At 59.8% G+C, this 23,050-nt stretch carries 19 protein-coding genes; 14 read left to right on the top strand and 5 right to left on the bottom strand.

The genetic code is table 11. From position 1 onward, the window contains the following. Positions 1-144: 144 nt before the first annotated feature. The 3 genes from P0G09_RS09330 (at position 145) to P0G09_RS09340 (ending at position 3,651) form a co-directional block, all read left to right on the top strand. A complete protein-coding gene (locus P0G09_RS09330) occupies positions 145-1,461 on the top strand; it encodes a M18 family aminopeptidase (protein WP_275252510.1) in 1,317 nt (438 codons plus the stop codon). Next, entirely contained in the window at positions 1,458-2,402 is a 945-nt protein-coding gene (gluQRS, locus tag P0G09_RS09335; RefSeq protein ID WP_275252511.1) for a tRNA glutamyl-Q(34) synthetase GluQRS, read from the top strand. The genes P0G09_RS09330 and gluQRS overlap by 4 nt, the downstream gene beginning before the upstream one ends. A gap of 220 nt (positions 2,403-2,622) precedes the next feature. After that, positions 2,623-3,651 carry a leucine-rich repeat domain-containing protein gene (locus P0G09_RS09340; RefSeq protein WP_005929212.1) on the top strand — a complete coding sequence of 343 codons (1,029 nt, stop codon included), beginning with the start codon at positions 2,623-2,625 and terminating at the stop codon, positions 3,649-3,651. Positions 3,652-3,709: 58 nt separating this feature from the next. Here the strand turns inward: P0G09_RS09340 and P0G09_RS09345 are convergent, their stop codons facing one another. From P0G09_RS09345 to P0G09_RS09355, 3 genes are all read right to left on the bottom strand, one after another. Continuing rightward, the gene (locus P0G09_RS09345; RefSeq protein WP_275252512.1) at positions 3,710-4,363 is read right to left on the bottom strand and encodes a phosphatase PAP2 family protein; all 654 of its coding nucleotides are present in this window, start codon (positions 4,361-4,363) and stop codon (positions 3,710-3,712) included. A gap of 270 nt (positions 4,364-4,633) precedes the next feature. Beyond that, positions 4,634-5,992, bottom strand: a complete 1,359-nt coding sequence (locus tag P0G09_RS09350) for an MATE family efflux transporter (RefSeq protein ID WP_275252513.1) — start codon at positions 5,990-5,992, stop codon at positions 4,634-4,636. A gap of 91 nt (positions 5,993-6,083) precedes the next feature. After that, a complete protein-coding gene (locus P0G09_RS09355) occupies positions 6,084-6,881 on the bottom strand; it encodes a hypothetical protein (protein ID WP_275252514.1) in 798 nt (265 codons plus the stop codon). A 194-nt stretch (positions 6,882-7,075) separates the two neighbouring features. On the opposite strand from P0G09_RS09355, the gene P0G09_RS09360 reads away from it, so the two are divergent. Next, positions 7,076-8,731 (top strand): putative manganese-dependent inorganic diphosphatase, encoded by a 1,656-nt coding sequence (locus tag P0G09_RS09360; RefSeq protein ID WP_156059271.1) that lies wholly within the window; start codon positions 7,076-7,078, stop codon positions 8,729-8,731. A gap of 71 nt (positions 8,732-8,802) precedes the next feature. Here the strand turns inward: P0G09_RS09360 and P0G09_RS09365 are convergent, their stop codons facing one another. Continuing rightward, positions 8,803-9,471 carry a hypothetical protein gene (locus tag P0G09_RS09365; protein ID WP_097773107.1) on the bottom strand — a complete coding sequence of 223 codons (669 nt, stop codon included), beginning with the start codon at positions 9,469-9,471 and terminating at the stop codon, positions 8,803-8,805. 313 nt (positions 9,472-9,784) lie between these two features. Between P0G09_RS09365 and P0G09_RS09370 the strand changes: the two genes are divergently transcribed. From P0G09_RS09370 to P0G09_RS09395, 6 genes are all read left to right on the top strand, one after another. Continuing rightward, on the top strand, positions 9,785-10,285 hold the full coding sequence (locus P0G09_RS09370) for a hypothetical protein (RefSeq protein ID WP_156066886.1): 501 nt from the start codon (positions 9,785-9,787) through the stop codon (positions 10,283-10,285). A 135-nt stretch (positions 10,286-10,420) separates the two neighbouring features. Further along, a complete protein-coding gene (locus P0G09_RS09375; protein WP_156062298.1) occupies positions 10,421-11,854 on the top strand; it encodes a Wadjet anti-phage system protein JetA family protein in 1,434 nt (477 codons plus the stop codon). Then, positions 11,838-12,443 (top strand): DUF4194 domain-containing protein, encoded by a 606-nt coding sequence (locus P0G09_RS09380; RefSeq protein ID WP_005929221.1) that lies wholly within the window; start codon positions 11,838-11,840, stop codon positions 12,441-12,443. Before P0G09_RS09375 ends, P0G09_RS09380 begins: the two co-directional genes overlap by 17 nt. After that, entirely contained in the window at positions 12,440-15,778 is a 3,339-nt protein-coding gene (locus P0G09_RS09385; RefSeq protein ID WP_275252515.1) for an SbcC/MukB-like Walker B domain-containing protein, read from the top strand. Before P0G09_RS09380 ends, P0G09_RS09385 begins: the two co-directional genes overlap by 4 nt. Next, on the top strand, positions 15,771-16,010 hold the full coding sequence (locus P0G09_RS09390) for a hypothetical protein (protein ID WP_005929223.1): 240 nt from the start codon (positions 15,771-15,773) through the stop codon (positions 16,008-16,010). The genes P0G09_RS09385 and P0G09_RS09390 overlap by 8 nt, the downstream gene beginning before the upstream one ends. 25 nt (positions 16,011-16,035) lie before the next feature. Then, the gene (locus P0G09_RS09395) at positions 16,036-17,388 is read left to right on the top strand and encodes an MATE family efflux transporter (RefSeq protein ID WP_156181974.1); all 1,353 of its coding nucleotides are present in this window, start codon (positions 16,036-16,038) and stop codon (positions 17,386-17,388) included. A gap of 41 nt (positions 17,389-17,429) precedes the next feature. On the opposite strand, the gene P0G09_RS09400 is transcribed toward P0G09_RS09395, so the two are convergent. Further along, positions 17,430-17,966 (bottom strand): histidine phosphatase family protein, encoded by a 537-nt coding sequence (locus P0G09_RS09400; protein ID WP_098925261.1) that lies wholly within the window; start codon positions 17,964-17,966, stop codon positions 17,430-17,432. A 348-nt stretch (positions 17,967-18,314) separates the two neighbouring features. Here P0G09_RS09400 and P0G09_RS09405 point away from each other — a divergent pair, with 348 nt between their 5' ends. The 4 genes from P0G09_RS09405 (at position 18,315) to P0G09_RS09420 (ending at position 22,959) form a co-directional block, all read left to right on the top strand. Further along, positions 18,315-19,235 carry a LysR family transcriptional regulator gene (locus P0G09_RS09405; RefSeq protein WP_275252516.1) on the top strand — a complete coding sequence of 307 codons (921 nt, stop codon included), beginning with the start codon at positions 18,315-18,317 and terminating at the stop codon, positions 19,233-19,235. Positions 19,236-19,299: 64 nt separating this feature from the next. After that, complete coding sequence (locus P0G09_RS09410; RefSeq protein ID WP_275252517.1) at positions 19,300-19,464, top strand: hypothetical protein; 165 nt, start codon at positions 19,300-19,302, stop codon at positions 19,462-19,464. A gap of 72 nt (positions 19,465-19,536) precedes the next feature. Continuing rightward, complete coding sequence (locus P0G09_RS09415; RefSeq protein WP_275252518.1) at positions 19,537-21,042, top strand: carbon starvation CstA family protein; 1,506 nt, start codon at positions 19,537-19,539, stop codon at positions 21,040-21,042. Positions 21,043-21,453: 411 nt separating this feature from the next. Beyond that, entirely contained in the window at positions 21,454-22,959 is a 1,506-nt protein-coding gene (locus tag P0G09_RS09420; protein ID WP_275252519.1) for a carbon starvation CstA family protein, read from the top strand. Positions 22,960-23,050 lie beyond the last annotated feature (91 nt).

The following is a 23,050-nucleotide window of genomic DNA, read 5'->3' on the forward strand; positions in this document are numbered from 1 at the left end:
AAGAGAAACGGTATAATTGTGGCGAAACCTCTCAGTCGCCTGCGGCGACAGCTCCCCTAACAGGGGAGCCAAGAAAGGTGGCATTGCGAAGCAATGACGGAGAGGTTTAGCAATGGGCAACCTGAAAATAAAGGAGAACATAAAATGCAGAATAACACCTTTTCCGTCGAAGGTCTCTTCGATTTCCTGAACGCCGGTGTCAGCGCCTTCCACTCCACGGCTGCGGCTGTGAAGATTCTGGAGGAGAACGGCTACCAGAACTGCCCCGAGAGCGCAGCCTGGGAGCTGGTGCCCGGCGGCAGATATTACACCACCCGCAACGGCTCTGCCGTGCTGGCATGGCGGATGCCCAAGGGCGAGCTGACCGGCTGGCATGTCACCGCCAGCCACAGCGATTCTCCCACCTGGCGCATCAAGCAGCTGGACGGCGGCAAGGACGCAGTCTTTGCCAAGGCGGAGACCGAGGGCTACGGCGGCATGATCATGCCCACCTGGCTGGACCGTCCCCTGAGCGTGGCGGGCCGCATTCTGGTCCGCACGGAGAACGGCATCCGGAGCCTGCTGGTCCACCCCGACCGGGCGCTGGCTGTCATCCCTAACCTCTGCATCCACTTCAGCCATGACCTGAACAACGGCATGAAGTACAACCCTCAGGTGGATCTGCAGCCCATCTTTGGTGAGGCAGGCTCCACCCTGCGGGACGCTCTGGCTGAGGAAGCCGGGGTCAAGGCTGAGGACATCGTGGACGCTGACCTGGTGCTCTGCACCCGCGAAAAGGCCGAGCGCGTGGGCCTGAAGGGCGAATACTTCATGTCCGGCCGCATCGATGACCTGGAATGCGCCTACACCACCCTGTGGGGCTTCCTGCAGGGCCGCGGCGAGGAGGAAGGCCGCGGTGATATGTGGGTCATGTTCGACAACGAGGAGGTGGGCTCCTCCAGCCGGCAGGGCGCACAGGGCACCCTGATGGCCAACGTACTGGCCCGCATTGAGGAAAAGCTGGGGGTCACCCGGGAGCAGAGCATCCGTGCTTGCACCAACAGCCTGCTGTTGAGCGCCGACAATGGCCACGCCACCCACCCCAACCACCCCGAAAAGAGCGATCCCGCCAATGTGGCGGTCATGGGCGGCGGTGTGCTGCTGAAGTACAATGCCCGCCAGACCTACACCACCAGCGGCTTTACCGGCGCTGCCTTTGCCGAGATCTGCAAAAAGGCCGGTGTGCCGGTGCAGGTGGCCGCAAACCGCGCGGATGTTCCCGGCGGCTCCACGCTGGGCAACCTGCTGGGCCACCAGATTCTGATCCCCATGGTGGATATCGGTCTGGCACAGCTGGCCATGCATTCCGCAATGGAGACCGCCAGCTGCAAGGATGCCGAGTACATGGCAAAGGCCATGGCCGAGTTCTATAACACGCCCATCTCCCAGCCTGTGGACGGCGAGTGGAAGCTGGGCCTGTGAGCGCTGTGACCGGGCGCTTTGCCCCCAGCCCCAGCGGGCGGCTGCATCTGGGCAATCTGGCCTGCAGCCTGCTGGCCTGGCTCAGCGCCAGAAGTCAGGGCGGGCGCATCGTTCTGCGCATTGAGGATCTGGATGCCGAGCGCTGCCCTCGCAAATATGCCGACGCACTGGAAGAGGACCTGCGCTGGCTGGGCCTTGTCTGGGATGAGGGCGGCAGCAGCGGCGGCCCCAACGGCCCCTATTACCAGAGCGAGTGCGCCGCCATCTACACCGAGAGCTATAACAAACTGGAAGCACAAGGCCTTGTTTACCCCTGTTTCTGCTCCCGTGCCCAGCTCCATGCCGCCAGCGCACCCCACACCTCCGACGGCAATGTGATCTATCCCGGCACCTGCCGGGGGCTGACGGCGGAGCAGATCGCCGAAAAGCGCAAAAAGAAAGCCCCGGCCTATCGTCTCATGGTGCCCGATGAGGACATCACCTTCACCGATGGCTGTATGGGCCCCCACACCGAGAACCTGCTCCGCGACTGCGGGGATTTCTACCTCCGCCGCGCCGATGGCGTGTTTGCCTACCAGCTGGCTGTGGTGGTGGACGATGCCCGGATGGGGGTCACAGAGGTGGTGCGGGGCGCGGACCTGCTCTCTTCGACCGCGCGGCAGCTTTATCTTTACCGTCTGCTGGGCCTGCCCGCCCCAAAGTTTGCCCATTGCCCGCTCCTGCTGGCTCCCGATGGCCGCCGCCTGTCCAAACGGGACGGGGATCAGAGCCTGGAAAATCTGCGGGCAAAGTATACGGCGGAAGAGATCGTGGGCAGGCTTGCCTTTGCCTATGGTCTCCAACCTGAACCGGCTCCCCGCACCCCGGAAAGCCTGATCCCAGACTTTTCCTGGGACAAGGTGCCAAAGCAGGATATCTGCCTGCCGGAAAATCTGTTTTAAGCAAACCCACGATTTTTGCCATGCCTGTGCAAAGATCGTGGGTTTTTTCTTTACAAAAAAACAATCTATGGTAGAATATAACTAGAGATTTTGCTGAAACAGAAAGGAGCCTGTTATGCGTAAAATGTTAAAAGCCTTGAGCCTGCCGATCTGCGCAATGCTTTTGTTCAGCGCATGTGCAAGCTCTTTGAATCTGGGACCGGGACCTTTCCGTTCGGAAATGCAGGATGTTTTCGTTCAGCAGACGACACTTACGGTTCCGGCCAGTCACGCCGAGCATGGGGAGGATTATGTCATTGAGTGGCAGGACCCTGTGATGGAAAAGCACGTCCGGAAATGGCTTGACCGCCCGAAGGGAGATATCTATCACAGCGATGTCTGGGATTATCAGCGGGTCTCGATAAATTCCGGAACCGGCGTAGGGGATCTCATCGTCAAAGATGCACCGGATGGGGTGGACATTGGAAGAAACGTCAACAGCAATGAGCAGCTGGCAGCCTGCGCAGTCAGCGTAGAGGGAACGTATGATCCGGTGACCTCTCTGGCAGACCTGCGGCATTTTGACAGCTTGCAGGTATTGTCGGTCAATAATAGAAGGGGAGCCCCACCCATTACAGATCTGACAGGTCTGGAGGAATGCAAAAATCTGATGCTTTTGAGTGTGCCCAGTGTGGAGAGCAGCGCATTCCCGACCTTTGCAAAGCTGGATTCTGTGGTAGAGCTGAAGTATGGCAGTGACGGGATCCGGGCGGATTCCAATGTCTCCGACCTTTCGGCGCTGGCGCAGATGAAGTCGCTGAAGATGCTGTGGATCACCGGCAGTGAGGTCGATCTGACCCAGCTGGCCGGAGCTGACTTGCGGGTCCTGAGACTGGACGTGACCCGGATCGGTTCGCTGGAACCGCTGAAGCAGATGGAAAATCTGAGCTTTCTGCAGCTGTGCCAAGGGCCGGAGATCGACAGCTTTGCCCCGCTGGCGGAGAGCAGTGTGCAGTATCTGAGTATGTCTCTCTCTCAGGGTGCACAGGAAGCCTACAAGGACATGGATTATACTCCCCTGACCCAGATGCCGCAGCTGATCTGGCTGGATCTGACCAACAACATCACGTTTGATACGGAAACCTGCAAAAAACTGCTGGCAAACGATACAGCCCTGAAATATCTGAAAATTTCCTATACATCAGCGGCCAAAGATGCCGAAGAGCTGGATACAGCGCACCTGAAAGAGTTCACTGCTCCGGCTCCGTAATGCCCCAAAATGCAAAAACGCCTCTGTCGGCCGACAGAGGCGTTTTTTCTATGTGGATTCACAGCCGCTGCAAGGCTCTTGCGTCGCTGCGTTCCAGTGCGGTCATGCCGGTATCCAGCGCCATGGCCAGGAGGATGCCCAGCAATACATCAATGCAGCTGTGCTGCTTGAGCAGAACGGTGGACGCAATGATGGAAACGCAGAGCACGGCGGAGGCAGGCCGCATCCAGCGGCGGCCCGGCGTTTCAAAAATGTGGCTGCGGTAATAGGCCATCATCAGGGTGACGGAGTTGAACACATGGATGGAGGGGCAGACATTGAGGGGCGTGTCGGTGGCATAGAGCATCCGCACGGCCTGAGCAAAGAGGTCGCTGCCGTACACCCGGTAGGGCCGCAGGTCAAGGCCGGTGGGCAGGATGACATAGCAGGCCAGCGCAATGGTCATGCCCGCAAACAGGGGCAGGCAGAGCCGCCAGAAGTCGGCCCTGGGCGCTTTCCACAGCAGGTAGAACAGGGTGAACGGGATCCACAAAAACCACGCAAAGTAGGGCACGATAGCATATTTGCAAAAGGGGATCAGGTCGTCCAGATGGCAGTGCACCAGAACATCGGGCACGGCAATATGGACTTCGAGCCAATGGAACGCCGAAAGGTAAAACAGGAGATAAAACGCCATGAACGAAACGGGATGGCGGGAAAACCAGTTGCGCATGGAACACACTTCCTTTTCTGGAATGGGGGCCGCAGCCCCGCCTAAAGTTCTTTGCAGCGTATGATTATACCGCGCAAAGACGAAGAAAACAAGACAAAAAGCTGACAAAATCGTGAACACATCCGCGCGGAATTTGGTATGCTTTGGGGAAGCGGATGCAGGGGAGAGAAGCTTCTGCCTATTGATACGAGACAGGATGCGGGTTTCCTGCACAAAAAAGGCCCTCCCCGCCAAAACTGCAATGGCGGAGAGGGCCGGATATACGGAAACTCAGATCACCTTTTGTTCCATCCACCTGCCGCGGACAAAGCGGACGCAGAAGAACAGCGAGCGCATGGCCCAATCCAGGAACATGCCCATCCAGATGAACAGCAGGCCGCAGTGGAACCTGAGCACCATCAGGTAGCAGAAGGCCACCCGGAACACCCACATGGAGATGACGCTGACCGTCATGGTAAAGGCGGCATCTCCGGCGGCGCGCAGGATGTTGGGCAGGGTGAAGCTGGAGGGCCACAGGATCAGCGATACAGCATTGAACCAGACCATCAGCTCCAGTGCCATGCCGTAGGCCTCCGGCGAGAGGTTGAACCAGGAGAGCGCCAGCTTGTTCAGGAAGAACAGGCCGGAAAGGTTCATCACCCAATCCCCGGCGTAGGCAGTCAGGAGCAGCAGGCGGGAATAGCGCTTGGCCTGCACCTTTTCCCCGGCACCCAGACACTGGCCCACAACGGTCAGTGCACCGATGCCAACGGCGGAGGCGGGCACGTTCAGGAAGCTGGAGATGTTGCCTGCCACGGCGTTTGCCGCAATGGCGGCGGTGCCCAGCGTGCTGGTCAGGCTGGAGACCGACAGCTTGCCGATCTGGAACATGCCGTTCTCGATGCCGGCGGGGATGCCGACTTTCAGGATGCGCTTGATGAGGTCGAGGTCAGGCTTCAGGTCGGTGAGGTGGTCGATGCGCAGCGCACAATCCGGCTTCTGCAGCAGGAACATCACGGTGAAGCAGGCGATCATCCGGCTCACGAGGCTGGCGGTGGCCGCACCCATCACGCCCATGCCGAACCGGTAGATCAGGATGGCGTTGCCGCCAATGTTCACCACGTTCATCACCAGGCTGGAAAGCATACTGATCTTACTGTTGCCCTGGGCGCGGAACAGGGCCGCACCGGCGTTGTACACGCCAATAAAAGGATAGCTCAGGGCCGAGAGCAGGAAATAGGTCTCGGCGTAGCGCATCACATCCGCGTCAATGGAGCCGAAGATGCCCCGCAGGATGGCGTGCCGTCCCACCGCCACGATGACGGCGGTGACCACGCTGAGCGAGATCATAATGAACATGATCTGGGCGGCACTGGCCTTTGCCCGTTTGGGCTCCCGGTGGCCGATGTACTGGCTGGCGACCACCGCGCCGCCGGTGGCCAGTGCGCTGAGCAGCTGGATCATCAGTACGTTGAAGGAGTCCACCAGGCTCACGCCCGAAACGGCGGCTTCGCCCACCGAGGAGACCATCAGGGTGTCCGCCAGACCGATGGAGATGCTGAGGGCCTGCTCTGCCACCAGCGGCAGGAAAAGTGAAATGAGCTGTTGGCGGTTGAACAGCGGTCTTGATGTGGTCGATGCGTCTGTCATGGTGTCCTCCCTTGGCGCGTGGATTCAAACACACCCATGATAGCGCGGAATGACGTGAAAATCAAGATGTTGTATCCAACAAATCAAAAAATCAGGCAAACTCTTTGCTGGGGGTCAGGCTGGTGCCGTAATAAACGATGTAGTCGTAGGGGATCTGGGGGTTGTACGCGGCCAGATCGCCGTACTTGGCCAGAATGTCGTTCCGCAGGTTCTCCGGGGTGTAGGGCTGCCCGGCGGAAAGGGTGTCGGCGCAGACAGCGTTCCACATGCTCTCGGTAAAGGCGGCGCAGTTGAAGTAGGCCGACCAGTGGTCAGATTTGGCAAGGTTGCGGTTGACCACGTCCAGCTGGCCCTGATCCAGCGAGGTCTGGACAGCATAGATGTTCTGGTAGTAGGAATCGGCCAGATAGCGCTTGTAGTAGCCCTCCAGATTGTACCAGATGCCGGTGTGCTCCCAGCGGTTGCCGCGGGGGCTGAAGGTCATCTCGGTGTCGGGCGCGATCCGCAGGCCGCCCACCTCGATGTCATGGTCAGAGACGTTCCGCACCGAGAGGAAGGAGTGGCCGCTGGAATTGATGGAGGCATCGCCCCGATCCTCGGCCCGGGCGTAGATGCGCAGCAGGGCCACGGCACCCTCGGCGGGTTCTGCACCGTAGGCCTGCACGGCAGATCTATGGTCGGCCTGTTCAAAATCGTAGGGGCCGCCGGTGCTGGTGGTGAAACCGACGATGTTGCGGATCTGATCCTCAAGGGGACTTACATCGGTGATGACACGTTCGTCCTGGGGGGCGGGCGTGGCGGCGGGAGCCTCGGCCAGCGCGGCGGTGCTGCCGGACACGCACAGGGCCAGCGTCAGGCAGAGGGAAAGGGCGCGGGACAGCTTTTTCATGGGGTGACCTCCAAAGAGAAAAAAATTCAGGTCAAGAATAGACGATTTTTGGGACGCTGTCAAGAAAAAGATATCTGCCGCCTTTACCCCCGGGGCCGGTTGTGTTAAAATGAAGCTGGCAGCCGTGCCCGGTGGTTTGGGGTATGGGGCCGATCGGAAGGTAAATGAATCTGACCCAGAGAGGGGAACAACCTATGCCAAAAGAAGCACACAAGGTCGTGGTCATCGGGCACCGCAACCCCGATACCGATTCCATCTGCTCCGCCATTGCCTATGCGGAGCTCAAAAACCGCACCAGCACGCTGGTCTGCGAGCCGCGCCGTGCCGGTAAAATGAATCAGGAGACCGAGTTCGTCCTGAAAAAATTCGGTGTCACGCCGCCCCGGATGTGCACCGACGTGAACCCCAAGATCCGGGACGTGGATTACCGCGAGATGCCGGGCATCCCGGGCTCCACCAGCCTGCGCCGCGCATGGAAGATCATGCGCGACCAGCAGATCGACACCCTGTCCATTACCAGCGCGGACAACGAGCTGGAGGGCATCATCACGGTGAAGGATCTTGCCACCGCCAACATGGACGTGTTCGATACCGCGGTGCTGGCCAAGAGCCGTACCTCTTATAAGAACATCCTTGAAACGCTGAACGGCACCATGGTGGTGGGCAATGCCGACGCGGTCTGCACCACCGGCCACATCAAGATCGGCACCGCCACCCCCGAGATGCTGGAAAGCAGCGTGGAAAAGGGGGATATCGTCATTCTGAGCAACCGGTACGAAAGCCAGCTCTGCGCCATTGAAAAGGAAGCCTCCCTGCTCATCATCTGCAATGGGGCCAAGGTGGGCCGCACCATCCAGCGCATTGCCGATGAGACCGGCGTTGCCATTATGACCACCCCTGTGGATACCTACGCGGCGGGCAAGCTCATCAGCCAGTGCGCCCCCATCTCCTATTATATGACCCGGGACAACATCCTCAAATTCACCCTCGTCACCCCTGTGGCCGATGTGCTGCGGGTGATGGCAAAGGTGCGCCACCGCTATTTCCCCATCCTCGATGAGGAAGGCAAATACTGCGGCATGGTCAGCCGCCGCAACGTCATTGCCCTGCGCAAGCGGCGCATCATTCTGGTGGACCACAACGAGGCCACCCAGGCCGTGGAGGGCTTTGATCAGGCCGAGATCCTGGAGATCATCGACCACCACCGCATCGGCAGTCTGGAGACCAGCGGCCCGGTCTACTTCCGCAACCAGCCCGTGGGCTGTACCGCCACCATCATCACCCAGATGTACGATGAAAACGGTGTGGACATCCCACCCCAGATCGCGGGCCTGCTGCTGGCGGCTATCCTTTCGGATACGCTGGCCTTCCGCAGCCCCACCTGCACCCCCGTGGATGAAAACACCGCCAAACGTCTGGCCAAGATCGCAGGCGTGGATATCGAAGAGTTTTCCACCGAAATGTTCGAGGCTGGTGAAAAACTGGACGGCAAGACCCCCGAAGAGGTCTTTTTGCAGGACTTCAAGGTGTTCATGTGCGGCGATATCCGCTTTGGCGTGGCGCAGGGCAGCTACATGACCCGCAAGAATCTGCAGGCCGCCCAGGCGCTGCTCCAGCCCTATCTGGAGGAGGCCCGCAACAAGCAGAACGTGGAGGACCTCTATATGCTGCTGACCGATGTGCCCAAGGAGGAGAGCGTGGTCATCTGCACCGGCCGCTACGCCGCCGAGGTGCTGAGCAACGGCTTTGAGAGCCGGCCCGCCGCCGACGGCAGCTGGACGCTGCCCGGCGTGGTCAGCCGCAAAAAGCAGTTCATCCCCGCCATGATGAGCGCCTATCAGGAGCTGTAACCCCCGATACAAAACACGAAGCCCCCGGAACCCTGCATGTTCCGGGGGCTGTTGTGTTTTGTAAGGGAGCGTCAGGCTGCGACTTTTAAGGGAGAGTTATCAGTCCAGATGGTGCCATCCAAAAGCTTTGTTACGGCCAGTGTGCCGTTCACGCTGACCCGCGCGGGGTCCAGCGCATAGAAATCGCTCTCCCGCAGGTTTTCGGGGTCTGCCGTGGGGGAGATGCCCACCACGCACACCCAGTGTCCGTAGGTGCTGCTGGTGGCGATGTGGGGGTAATTGACCTCTTTCCAGCCGGAGCCGGAGAGGTGGTATTCATAGCTTGTCACGCGGTTGGTGTGCTTGGACACGCCGCTGACAGCGGTGTTTTTCAGATGTACAATGACGGGCCGCCCGGCCTGCAGCTCTTCATACAGGCGGGAAAGGCAGCCGGAAAGGGAGCCGCTGTAAGCGTAGTACCCGGCGGCAGACCATACCGCGCCGTTCGACCACATCCCGCTGCCTGAGCAGGGCTTGCCATCCAGAATGGTGCGGGCGTAGCGCAGGGCGTACCAGCTGCACCGGCCCGAGGTCTGGTTGCCGATGGAGACGATCTGCTGGCTGTCGAAGGACAGCAGCGTGATGCCGTTCACATTCTGCAATTGTGCCGCCGCAGCCTTTGGCGCGGCCAGAAAGCTCAGGCACAGCAGAACTGCTGCCATGAAAACGCGCACCGGAGCGCGCAGGGAACCATGCTGCATGGGGCAAACTCCTTTTCCTTGTTCAGGAACGGCACCCGGCGGTTCCCATTGCCTTAAGTTTAGCACCAAATCGTGGTAGAATTGTGTAAACGCCGGAAATATTTTCCGGTTTTTGCCCCGGGCGCGGCAAAGGATCTTTGCGAAGATTCGTTTTGGAAAAAACAACAAAAGCAGGAGAAAATGTTTGGTGAAGCTGGCAATTGACAAAAGCGACAGTCGTTGGATAAAATAAAGCCAGAAGGGGTCCTGTTTCAAAATGGAAAGGCACCCTGCATATTATGAAAAACACAACAAAACGACTGGAGGTCCCGACATGAAAATGCTGAAAAAACTGGCCGCTTTGATTCTGGCGGCGACCATGGTACTTGTTCTGTTCACCGCCTGCGGCGGTGATACCGCCCAGAGCCCCGAGGCTCAGGCGGAAGCTCAGATGATGAGCACAATCAATGCAAATCGCCCAGAGGGAAAGAAACTGGAAAATAACGCACAGTGCAGAGCGATTGCAAGCCAACATATTGATGAGGTAGCAAATGGAGATTTGAATTTCTCGCTGAATCTGTTTGGCTATTCGTCTAAGGTTTGGTTCAAAATTGATGGCCCCAAAGATGGTAAGTGTGCAGCTACATTTGTGACGACATTTGACTATGATGGAACAAAGCTGAATAAGTTTGTTCAGAAAATTGCCGAAGGCGGCAATCTTGGAAACGCGAATATCGCACAGAGCACGAAATGGACACAGGTTGGCGTTGTTGTCAAAGCTGTGAATGGTCAGACCTACATGGCTATCTCGGTGGCTATTGATACAAATGCCTGAGCAAAACAAATTATATGATTTTTCCCCGGAGCGTGGCTGAAAGGCCGCCCTCCGGGGCTTTTTGTATTTGTGGCAAAATCCTTCTGATTGTGGTACAATAAAAGATAGATTTTATCGAAAGAAAGGAACCTTTGGATGCAGCTGTTTGAACTGGTCAGCCCGCGGCTGTTCCGCCCGCTGGCGGGGCCCAACCGGGCGTTTTATGCGGAGCTGCTGCTCCTGCTGTGGGAGGAGTGCCGCCACACAGCGGATTACTCCATCTCCCGGGCAGAAGCGGTGAGCCGGGCCGAGGATTACTTTGCGGCGCTGGCAAAGCCGCTGGCACTGGATGCCGATGACGCGGGCGATGAAGCCGAACAGCCCACCCGGGACCCCCATACCCTTGCGCTGGGCTTTCTGCTCCGCCTGCGCCGCACCGGCTGGCTGGAAGAGCAGCCCGGCAGCTATGAGGAAGAGCCTGCCCTTGCCTTTGTGCCCGAGGTGGCCCCTCTGCTGGAAGCGCTGGAAGAGATCCTGAACCCGCGCGTTGTCACCTACACCGGCAAGCTGTACAAGGCATGGCAGCTGCTGCAGAACATCGGGGAGGAAAAGAGCCCCTATGAAAATGTTCTGCGGGAGGTGGCCTCCGATCTGGAAACACTGAACAAGTCCCTGCGGGCGCTGAATGCGTCCATCGGGCATTATATCGACCGGCTCACCCGCAACCGCACCCCGCAGGAGGTGCTGGAGCTCTTCGACCAGTACGAGGAAAAGGTGGTGGCCGCCGCTTACCACCGCTTCAAGACCAGCGATAACCTGTTCAACTACCGTGCCTATCTGGAGGAGGAGCTGGACGACTGCGAGGCAGAACACCTGCCCCGGCTGGCGCTGGATTACGCCCGGGTGGAGCGCTGTGCCCCCGGCGAAGCCGCCCCTGCCGTGCGTGCCCTCATCCAGAAGCTGCGGGATTCACTGGAAGAGATGAGCACCCTGATGCGCCAGATCGACCAGAGCCACATCCGCTACCGCAAGCGGGCCGTGCAGCGGGCACAGTTCCTGCTGCTGAGCGACCGCTCCTCGCAGGGCAGTGTCACCGCCCTGCTCCGCCGCTATGCCGAGGAGATCAAAACGCCCGATCAGCTGTTCGCGCCGGATGACGGCCCGGTGGCAAAGCACCTGCACCTCTACCCGGCGGCGGTGTTCGGGGCAAAGCCCCTCTACCCGCCTGCCGCGCCCCGCAGCGAAACGCCGCTGGCTCCGGTGCGGCAGGCCGGGCTGGATGCGGAGCAGCTGCGCAAAGAACAGCAGCTGCTGCTGGACTACGCCCGGATGGCAGTGACTGAGGAAAACGTGGGCCTGCTGGCAAAACAGGCTCTTGCCGCCCGCAGTGCGGTGGCCGCTTCCACGCTGGCGGAGGAATACCCCCGCGATTTTGCCCGCATCATCGGCCTGCACACCTACTCGCAGTCGCCGCGCCGGGCTTACGATATCACCCTTACCGGAAACTGGGTCGAACGGGGCGGCTTCCGGTTTGAAGAGTTTATTCTGACACCCCGCAGGGAGGACGCTGACCATGGCCGAACCGAATAAAATGCTGGAAGAGACCGCAAACTATCTGCTCAACCACTGCTTTGTGCTGGGCGGCGTGGAGGATCAGCGGGCAAAATACCTCTATGTGCAGGATCATCTGCCCGAGGTGCGGGCCGTGTTCGCGCCGCTGGGCTATGCGGTAACGCTTTACCCGGCTCCGCTGCAGGCGGCGGCGCTGGTCAACGAGCATGAGGGCAGCCAGGCCCGGCTGCTGAAATACGAGAGCATCCTGCTGCTGGTGCTCCGCCTGCTCTACCTGCAAAAGCGGGAGAGCCTTGCCGCCAGCGCCGATCAGGTGCTGGTCACGGTGGAAGAGGTGCAGACAGAGCTGCAGAAGATGAACCTGCCCCGGCGGCTGGACCAGCGCACGCTGGAGGAACTGATGCGCACCCTGCGCAGGTATAATCTGGCCCGCCCGGTGGGGCGGCTGACCGGTCTGGACAGCCGCATCGAGGTGTTCCCCACTGTGCTGCTGGCTCTGCCGGACGCAGACCTTGCCGATGCCGCCGCCGAGAGCAGCCGCACCCGGGAGGAACTGGCCCTCTACGAGCGGCCTGACGGAGATGCCAGCGGGGAGGAAGAAGAATGATCGAATTAAAGCGCCTGAAACTTATCAACTGGCACAACTTTGAAAATGTCACCTTCGATTGTGCCCGTCTGACTTATATGATCGGTGTCAACGCGGTGGGCAAGACCACCATTCTGGATGCCATCCGCTACTGCCTGACCACAAACCGCAATTTCAATGCCCTGGGCAATAAAAAGAGCGGCCGCACCCTGCAGGGCTCTGTCCACGCCAAGCAGCGCGGCGAGAACGCCTACCGCCGCCCGGGCCGCACGGTGGCGTATATCGGTGCAGAGTTCTGGGATACCGTCAAGCGAACAAACTTTGTCATCGCTGTCCGGGTGGAATCCGAGGGCCCCATGCAGGAGCTCCACCCCGGTGACCAGACCTGGTACATCTCCGAGGACGGCATCACGCTGGAAAAGCTGCCCTTCCTTGATCCGCGCACCGGTGCCCCCAGCGCCAAGGAGGACTTCAAGCCCGCCGTGGGCCGCCTGTCCTACACCCGCAGCCCCAGTGAGGCCCGGGACCGCATCTGCCGCGCCCTGGGCATTGGCCGCGCCTCCAGCCCGCTGGGCAAAAAGTTCAACGAAGTGTTCCAGATGGGCACCAGCATGGACGAGATCCCCAACTTCCGGGAGTTCCTGTACCAGTACATCCTGCCCCAGCCGGAGCTGGATCTGGAAGCGCTGCAGGGTGACCGGGTGGAGCTGGAAAACCTCCACGCCGTTCTGGCCGAGGCCCAGACCCGTGCCGCAGCGCTGGAACAGATCGTGGCGTATGGCCGGGAAGCTGCTGCCAAAGAAACGGATGCCCTTGTCAACCGGGGTGCGGCCCTGCTGGCCCGCGCCGAAGCGGATGCCGGTGAGGATGCCTCCTGGCAGAGCCATCTGGATGCAGGCCGCCGCCAGCTGGCCGACCTGAACGCAAAATACGAGGCTGCCAAGAACGCCGAAGCCGAAGCCCGCCGGGCCTATCTGGCGGCCCACGGCGCGGCCGGTGACAGCGGCGCGGGCCGGGCACTGGATGCCCTGACCGAGGAGCTGGCCCGGAAAAAGAGCGCGCTGGATGCAGCAGCCCGGACAAGGAACGGTCTGGAAGCAACTGCGGATACCATCACCGGCCTGCTGACCCAGCTGAACCGCAGCGGCTTTGCGGTGGAGAAGGAGCTCTGGCCCCAGCGCCTGACGGCGGAACATCTCCCCGCCCTGACCGAGGCCCTGGCCCGCATCGAAAAACCGCTGGAGGAGCAGTATTTTGCTGCCCGGCAGGCTTCGGCGGATCTGGCAAAAGAGCAGGAGGCCCTGCGGGCCGAGCTGAACGCCGTGTCCGGCGGCAAGTGGGTCTACCCCCACGGCGATGCCGCCACCAAAGTGCGGGATGCCGTGAACGCCGAGCTGAAAAGCCGCGGCATGACGGCGGATGCAAAGATCTTCTGTGAGCTGCTGACCGTGGCCGACGAGAGCTGGCAGGACTGTGTGGAGGCCTGCCTGGGTGACCGCCGGTTCGATATCCTTGTGCCGCCTGCCCATTATGCCGCCGCCAAGAGCGCCTTTGTGGCGCTGGGCGACCGGGTGGGGCCCATCAGCCTGCTGGATACCCCGGGCATCCGCAAGGCGGACCGCCATGCGGAGACGGCCCCCGCCGACAGCCTTGCCGCCCAGGTCACCAGTGAGAACCCGCTGGCCGCACAGTATGCGGACACCATTCTGCGCCGCATCGTCTGCTGCGACACCCCCGATACGCTGGAGCATTTCCCCGACAGCGCCACCCGGGACCTGCTGCGCCATCATCCCTTCCGGCTGGAACGTCTGCGCAGGCCCCAGCGCTATATCGGCCTGGATGCCCGCAGGGAGCGTGCCGACGCGCTGGAAGCACAGCTTGCCGCCCAGGCCGACCGCTGCCGCGAAGCCGCCCAGACCGAAAAGACCCTGAAATCTGCCTACGACCAGTACCAGAACGTCCTGCGGGGCCATGCGCTGGAACAGCTGGCCGAACTCTGGGCCAGCCGGGCCGCGCTGGATGCCGCCCGTGCCGACTACGCCGCGCAGGAGCAGAAGCTGGCGGACTGCCGTGAGAACCCCATGCTGCAGCAGCTCTACCGCGAGGAAGAAGCCCGGGAAGCTGCATGGGAGACTGCCCGCAAGGCCGTGGAGCAGGTGGGCGGCGATATCCGCGTCTGCGAAAAGCAGATCGCATCCTGCGAGGCAGAGCAGGGTAAGGCGGTGGAGACCGCCGCACAGAGCCGGGAGGCGGCAGAGGCATTCTTTGCACAGTATCCGCTGCTGGAACCTCTGGCACAGGAACGCAAAAAGGGCCTGATGACGGGCGGGCGCACGGCCCGTGCCGCCGCGCAGACTGCCGAAAAGGCACAGACCAGGCTGGACGATGCCCTGCGAGCTTATCTCACTTCCACGCTGGAACCCGCCCAGAGGGATTACAACGAGCACTATGTCTGCGATTATCCGCTGGGTCTGGCCGGGGTGGAGCAGTACCGCGCCCAGCACGACAGTCTTGTCCGCATTGATCTGGAACGCTACGCCGCCCGGCTGGAGCAGGCACAGCGGGACTGCAAGGATCGCTTCCGCAAGGATATCCTCTTCCGGATGAAGGATGATATCTTCAACGCCCGCCGCCAGTTCCGGGAGCTGAACAAGGTGATGGAGCAGCTGACCTACGGCGAGGAAGTCTACCGCTTTGAGCTGGAGCCCAGCCGTGACCCCCAGCTGGCCGCCTTCTATCAGGTCATTGTGGACAAGGGCAACCAGCAGATGACCGACGGCGACTCGCTGGACAACCTTGCCGCCACCGCCGACCCCGTCTACGAGCGGCAGGTGGACGCGCTGATGGAAAAGATCATGGCCGATGTGGACGAGAACACCCGGGCCCGGCAGGAGGGCCGCACCACCTCCGGTGCCACCCTCTCGGATTATGTGGACTACCGCACCTATCTGGACTATGACATCAAGGTGACCAACACCGTCTCGGGCCAGCAGGCCTATCTTTCCCGCGTCAGCCGCGATTCCTCCGGTGGCGAGAATCAGGCTCCCTTCTATGTGGCCATCTGCGCCAGCCTGCTGCAGATCTACCAGAAGAGCGAGAACAGCATCCGCCTTGTCCTGCTGGACGAGGCCTTCAGCAAGATGACCAGTGACCGCATCCGCCCCATGATGGAGCTGTTCCGCCGCCTGCAGCTGCAGGTGCTGCTCATCTCCACCGTGGAAAAGAGCACGGCCATCCAGCCCTACTGCGACATTACCTATTCCATCGTGCGCCACGGCGATGCCAACGCCATTGCGCCGTTCTACCGGGCCGGCACCCTTGCCGATGCCCCGGAAAAGGAGACTGAATATGAATAACACCCTTGCAAACATCTGGCTCTTTGCCACCCACTGGACCAAGCTGGATGCTTTTGATACCGAGGAAGAGCTCAACGATGAACTGGAGCTGCTCCAGCGCCAGAGCCTGCCCACCAAAGTCCGTCAGGTCACGGACAAGGAAGGCAGGGAACAGTTCCTCCTTTACGTCAAACAGGCCGACCGCGATTACGCCCGCTATTGCACCGGCTGGCGGCCCGGCGGGATGATGTGATCCACCCCTGCAAAAAGGAGAATCCATGTCAAAACAGAAAATCCAACTTTCGGATCACTTTGATTATTCACGGCTGATCCGTTTTGTGCTGCCCTGCATCGGCACCATGCTGTTTACTTCCATTTACGGCATTGTGGACGGCCTGTGTGTCTCAAACTTTGTGGGCAAAACGGCCTTTGCGGCAGTCAACCTCATCATGCCCGTGCCCATGCTGGTGGGTACAGTCGGCTTTATGCTGGGCACCGGCGGCAGCGCCATTGTGGGCATCACGCTGGGTGAGGGCGATAAAGCCCGTGCCGACCGCTATTTCAGCCTGTTTATGTCAACGGCGCTGATCGCCGGCATCGTGCTGTCCGTGCTGGGGATGCTGCTGCTCCGGCCGGTGGCCCTGATGCTGGGTGCCGAAGGCGAGATGCTGGACTACGCCCTGCGCTATGGCCGGGTGCTGATGCTCAGCCTGCCTACCTTTATCCTGCAGAATATGTTCCAGAGCTTTTTTGTCACCGCCGAAAAGCCGCATCTGGGCTTTTATTTCACGGTGGGCGCGGGCTGCACCAACATGGTGCTGGACGTGCTGCTGGTGGGTATCCTGCACTGGAGCGTGGAGGGTGCCGCCATTGCCACCATGCTCAGCCAGGTGGTGGGCGGCTTGCTGCCGGTGTTCTACTTCCTCAACCGGAAAAACACCAGCCTGCTCCACCTCTGCCGCACGCAGTTTGAGGGCGGTGTGCTGCTGAAAGCCTGTGTGAACGGTTCCTCTGAGCTGATGACCAATCTTTCCATGTCGCTGGTGAACATCCTGTACAATTATCAGCTGCTCCGCTTTGCGGGCGAGGATGGCGTGGCCGCCTATGGTGTGATCATGTATGCATCCTTCCTGTTCGTGGCAGTGTTTGTGGGCTACGCCGTGGGCAGTGCGCCCATCGTCAGCTACCATTATGGTGCCAATAACCGCAAAGAGGTCAACAACCTCTACCGCAAGAGCCTGAAGCTTATCGGCGTGGTTGCGGTGGTAATGACCATCGGCTCCATGTTCATCATCCCCCATGTGGCTCGCTTCTTTGTGGGCTATGATGAAAACCTGCTCATTCTGACCACCCGGGCCTTCCGGCTCTATGGCCTGAGCTTCCTCATCATGGGCTTCAACGTCTATGCGTCCTCCTTCTTCACGGCCCTGGGCGATGGTGTGACCAGTGCACTCATCTCGTTCCTGCGCACCCTGCTGTTCCAGGTGGCGGCGGTTCTGCTGCTGCCGCTCCTGCTGGGCATTGACGGCATCTGGCTGGCCGTGACTGCCGCCGAGCTGGCCGCTCTGCTGGTCAGCATCGGCCTGTTCATCACCAGAGACCAGCAGTTCCATTACCGTAAGGCGGAATAACCGCAAACAAAGAAAGGACCCTCGGCGGGTCCTTTCTTTGTTCAGAATGTAAACTCCACGAACTCGCAGTTTTTGATGCCTGCCGCCGCGTACTCCTCGTTGGTCATATCGTAAAAATAGGACTGCACCACCCGGGCAATGCCGTTGTGGGCCACCAGCAGGTAGGTCTTGTCGGTGTCGGCCCGGAGCTCGTCCAGCAGGTTGTAGATGCGCTGGGCCAGCTGCATCATGCTCTCGCCGCCGGAGTAGCGGTCGGCAAAGTGGGTCTTGGAAATGCGGAACTCTTCGCCGTCCCGGGGCGTGCCCTCGTAGCGGCCAAAGCACTGCTCCCGGAGCCGGGGCTCACACCGGGCAGGAATGCCGGTGGCCTCCGCAATGGCCCGGGCGGTGTCGGCGGCGCGGGACAGGGGAGAGTACAGGATCTCATCGATCCGGAGACCGCTGGTCCGGAGTTTTTCGCCCAGCTCCCGGGCCTGTGCGCGGCCTTTTTCGGTCAGGGGGCTGTCGGTCATGCCGCAGATCTTGTTTTCCACGTTCCACACGGTCTCGCCGTGGCGGGTGAAATAGACCTTGTGCACCGCCTTGGCCAGCCTGTGATCCCGCAGGGTGACAGTGCTGCCCTCGTTGATGTCCAGCCGGGTCAGCTCGGCATCCGGGTAGGGGAGAACCCGCTGCGTGCCATCGGCAGCCTCCAGCAGGACATCACAGAGCACGGGCTGGCCCTCGGGCAGCTCCTCGCAGCCATAAAGCTGCTCCTCAATGCGCAGAACGCGGTAGTTTTTTTCTTCCATCCTCTTCGACCTCTTTCGGGCAGATTGTTTCTTACATTATAAAACGGCAGCGGGGCCCCGTCAACGCTTGACAGCCCCGTGTGCCGCCTGATAAACTAGGCGCAAGGGATAAAAACGCCAAAAGGAGAGAAAAAGTTGAACATTACAGAACTGCGGTATCTCGTCGCCATCATGGAATGCGGATCTGTGAGTGCGGCGGCAAAGCGGCTGTATGCCGCTCAGCCCAACGTGAGCAAGGCGCTGAAAAATCTGGAAGAAGAATACCATCTCCGCATTTTTGAGCGGTCATCCACCGGCATGATCCCCACGGAGCAGGGGCGGCACTTCATCGAGCAGGCCGAGCGGGTGCTGCGGGAGGTGGACCGGCTGGACCGGAGCGTGCAGGAGGAGCAGGAGCGCTGCGCCGAACTGCGGGTAATGATCCCCCACGCCACCTATGCCTCCTATGCGGCGGTGGATTATCTGGAGCAGGCGGCCTCCATTGAGCGGCTCCACATCCACATCCGGGAGGGCGGCTCCATGGAGGCACTGGATCATGTCCTGCGGCAGGGGTATCATCTGGCTCTGCTGCGGTACGCCATGGAGGATGACGAGCACTATACCCATTACTGCGCCCGGCGGGGCCTGAAAATGGAACCCATTATGGATTTTGAATACAGTCTGCTGACCAACCGGGACGGCCCGCTGGCCCGGAAGGAGATCCGCGACCTGTCTGAGCTGGACAAGTATATGGAGATCCTCCACGATGATTTCCAGCTGCCCGGTGAGGAGGGCGGCGACGGTGTGCGCTGGCATGTCAACCCGGAGCGCCGCATCCATGTGTATGAGCGGTGCAGCCAGTTCTCGATCCTGCAGCGGCTGGCCACGGCCTACATGTGGGCATCGCCCATGCCCCGCAGGGCACTGGAGCAGTACCATCTGGTGTTGAAGAAGTGCCCGGCCCAGCGCCAGCAGATGCGGGATGTGCTGGTCTACCCGGACAAGGGCCGCCTGCGCCCCGAGGAGCAGGCCTTTGTGGATCTGCTCCACAAGGAAGCGGCTTCCACCGTGAAATAAAGGGGCTTTCCGGCTAAGGCACGGCAAAGGTTGCTCCCTTCGGAATTGACAGAAAAACCAATAAATGGATGCAAAACCGGGCGAAAATGAGCGCCCGGTTTTATTTTTGCTGATAAATGGTCAAAAAATGAACGGAAAAGCGGCAAAAAATCTTTGCAGCTATATCGGAAACCATATGGCCCCATGCCGGAAAGATATTTCTCCGCTGGAAAAAAGTGTGCTACCATGAGGCCAGAAAAGAGCCCCGGGTATGCGGCAGAATGGGGCCGCGGCCGGCAGGGGCAAAAAGGAGGTTTCTGGTATGATTGGTTTCCTGCTCTGTCTTGCGATCCTGGTGGGCGGATACTTCGTCTATGGCAAGATCGTGGACAATACCTTCGGCCCGGACGACCGTGAAACGCCTGCTGTGCGCATCAACGACGGCGTGGACTATGTCGTGATGCCCCAGTGGAAGCTGTTCCTCGTCCAGCTGCTGAACATTGCGGGCCTTGGCCCCATCTTTGGTGCCATGCAGGGCGCTCTGTGGGGCCCCGTTGTGTTCCTGTGGATCACCTTCGGCACCATCTTTGCCGGTGGTGTGCATGACTACTTCTCCGGCATGATGAGTGAGCGCAACGACGGTGCTTCCATCGCGGAGATCACCGGCAAATACTTAGGCCCTGTGATGCAGAACGTGATGCGTGTGTTCTCTGTTGTGCTGCTGATCATGGTGGGCACCGTGTTCGCCGTCGGCCCTGCCGGTCTGATCGTTGAGCTGTGCAGCCAGAGCGGCGCATCCGGCGTGATGACCTCGCTGCTGTTCTGGCTGGTCATCATTCTGACCTACTACTTCATCGCGACCTTTATCTCCATCGATACGGTCATCGGCAAGATCTACCCCGTGTTCGGCATCTGCCTCATCATCATGGCCATCGGTGTCATCTTTGGCATCTTCACCAACCCGGCTTATACCATCCCTGAGATCTGGGATCACTTCGGCAGCATGCACCCGTCGGGCACGCCCATCTGGAGCTTCATGTTCATCACGGTTGCCTGCGGCGCGATCTCCGGCTTCCACTCCACCCAGTCGCCTCTGATGGCCCGCTGCATGAAGAGTGAGAAGCAGGGCCACTTCGTGTTCTACGGTGCCATGGTCTGCGAGGGTGTCATTGCCCTGATCTGGGCCGCTGCAGGCTGCTCTCTGTACGAGGTCACTGATGGCCTGAACACCGGTCTGGCACAGGCACTGGCAATGGGTCAGTCCAAGGCCATCTATGATGTCTGCTCCAAGACCATGGGCGGCGTGGGCATCGCACTGGCCATGATCGGCGTGGTCGTCTGCCCCATCACCTCCGGCGATACCGCCTTCCGTTCTGCCCGCCTGACTCTGGCCGACTGGTTCAAGATCGATCAGGACAGCTACGGCAACCGCCTGAAGCTCTGCGTTCCCGTTCTGGGCGTGGGCGCATTCCTGGGCATCGGCAATGCGCTGGGCTTCATCAACTACACCGTGATCTGGCGTTACTTCAGCTGGACCAACCAGACGCTGGCCATGATCGTTCTGTGGGCCGCTTCCATGTACCTGTTCAAGGAGAAGAAGAACTACTGGATCACCGCAGTGCCCGCTACCTTTATGAGCGCTGTGTCCTGCACCTACTTCGTGCTGGCTCCCGAGTGCCTGGGCGGCCTGCTGAACCATAAGACTGCCGAGCGCGCTACCATCTATAACACCGCAGTTGCTTACCCGGTGGGCATCCTCTTTGCGATCGCCATGCTGGCGCTGTTCCTCTATGCGACCAAAAAGCAGACGGTGAAAAAGACTGCATAATTGACATTTCCCCCTCTTCAACCTTCCCGATACCCATTCACAACCGCAAAAGCCGCCTGCCGGGCCGTCCGGCAGGCGGCTTTTGCTTGTGCAGAGAAACAACGAATTGCGGCAAAAAGAACAGGAATGCAGACAAGATGCACAAAAATATGCCAAAAAGTTTGGCAGGGTGCACTGAAAACGGAAAATCACCCGCTGAAACGATTTCGGAAAAGAAGTTTTGCCGAGGATACGTTAAAAAATATTTGCCGGGATTCCCGGGAACGGCTGACTTATATAGTTTTTGATATAAGGGCCATTCTGGAAGGATATTACCAGATTTATGAAGATTGTGTTAACATAGGGCCAAGGAATGGCCGTGACGGGGCAGAATGGGGCTCCGGGCACGGACGATAAAAGGAGGTTTCTGGTATGATTAGTTTCTTACTCTGTCTGGCGCTCCTGATCATCGGCTACTTTGTCTATGGCAAGATCGTTGACAATACGTTCGGACCGGACGACCGCGAAACTCCTGCTGTGCGCATCAACGATGGCGTTGACTACGTTGTGATGCCCCAGTGGAAGCTGTTCCTCGTCCAGCTGCTGAACATTGCAGGTCTGGGACCCATCTTTGGTGCACTGCAGGGTGCTCTGTGGGGCCCCGTGGTGTTCCTGTGGATCACCTTCGGCACCATCTTTGCCGGCGGCGTGCATGACTACTTCTCCGGCATGATGAGCGAGCGCAACGACGGCGCTTCCATCGCTGAGGTCACCGGCCGCTATCTGGGCCCCGTGATGCAGAACATCATGCGTGTGTTCTCTGTGGTGCTGCTGATCATGGTCGGTACCGTGTTCGCAGTTGGCCCCGCAGGCCTGATCGTGACCCTGTGCAAGAACGGCGGTATGTCCGGTCTGCTGACCACCACCCTGTTCTGGCTGATCATCATTCTGGCCTACTACTTCATCGCAACCTTTATTTCCATCGATGCCATCATCGGTAAGATCTACCCCCTGTTCGGCATCTGCCTGATCATCATGGCAGTGGGCGTTATCTTTGGTATCTTCACCAACCCCGCCTACACCATCCCCGAGATCTGGGATCACTTCGGCAGCATGCACCCGTCGGGCACGCCCATCTGGAGCTTCATGTTCATCACCGTTGCCTGTGGTGCTATCTCCGGCTTCCACTCCACTCAGTCGCCTCTGATGGCTCGCTGCATGAAGAGTGAGAAGCAGGGCCACTTCGTATTCTACGGTGCAATGGTCAGCGAGGGCGTTATCGCTCTGATCTGGGCCGCTGCCGGCTGCGCACTGTACACCATCACCGACGGCAAGATGGTCGGTCTGGCCGAGGCTCTGGCTGCCGGTCAGTCTGCCGCTATCTACGACGTCTGCCTCAAGACCATGGGTAAGGTTGGCGTGGCACTGGCTATGATCGGTGTCGTTATCTGCCCCATCACCTCTGGTGATACCGCCTTCCGTTCCGCTCGTCTGACCTTGTCCGACTGGCTCAAGATCGATCAGGACAGCTACGCAAACCGCCTGAAGCTGTGCATCCCCGTGCTGGGCGTTGGTGCCTTCCTTGGCATCGGCAATGCACTGGGCTTCATCAACTACACCGTGATCTGGCGTTACTTCAGCTGGACCAACCAGACGCTGGCTATGATCGTCCTGTGGGCTGCTTCCATGTACCTGTTCAAGGAGAAGAAGAACTTCTGGATCACCGCAGTGCCCGCTACCTTTATGAGCGCTGTGTCCTGCACCTACTTCGTGCTGGCTCCTGAGTGCCTGGGCAAGATGATCAACACCTATGCAGACGGCAAGCTGGTGGCTTACAACACCGCAGTTGCATATCCCATCGGCATCGTCTTCGCAATTGCCATGCTGGCGCTGTTCATCTATGCAACCAAGAAGAACACCGAGAAGAAAGCCGCATAACCCATTCATAGCGGCAATTTCTCAGTAAAACAAACCGGCCGCTGTCAGCTCAGCGGCCGGTTTCCTGTTTTTGGCTAAGAGTGCGGGCTGG

The sequence above is a fragment of the Faecalibacterium sp. DFI.5.82 genome, assembly GCF_029076575.1.
Taxonomy (GTDB): domain Bacteria; phylum Bacillota; class Clostridia; order Oscillospirales; family Ruminococcaceae; genus Faecalibacterium; species Faecalibacterium duncaniae.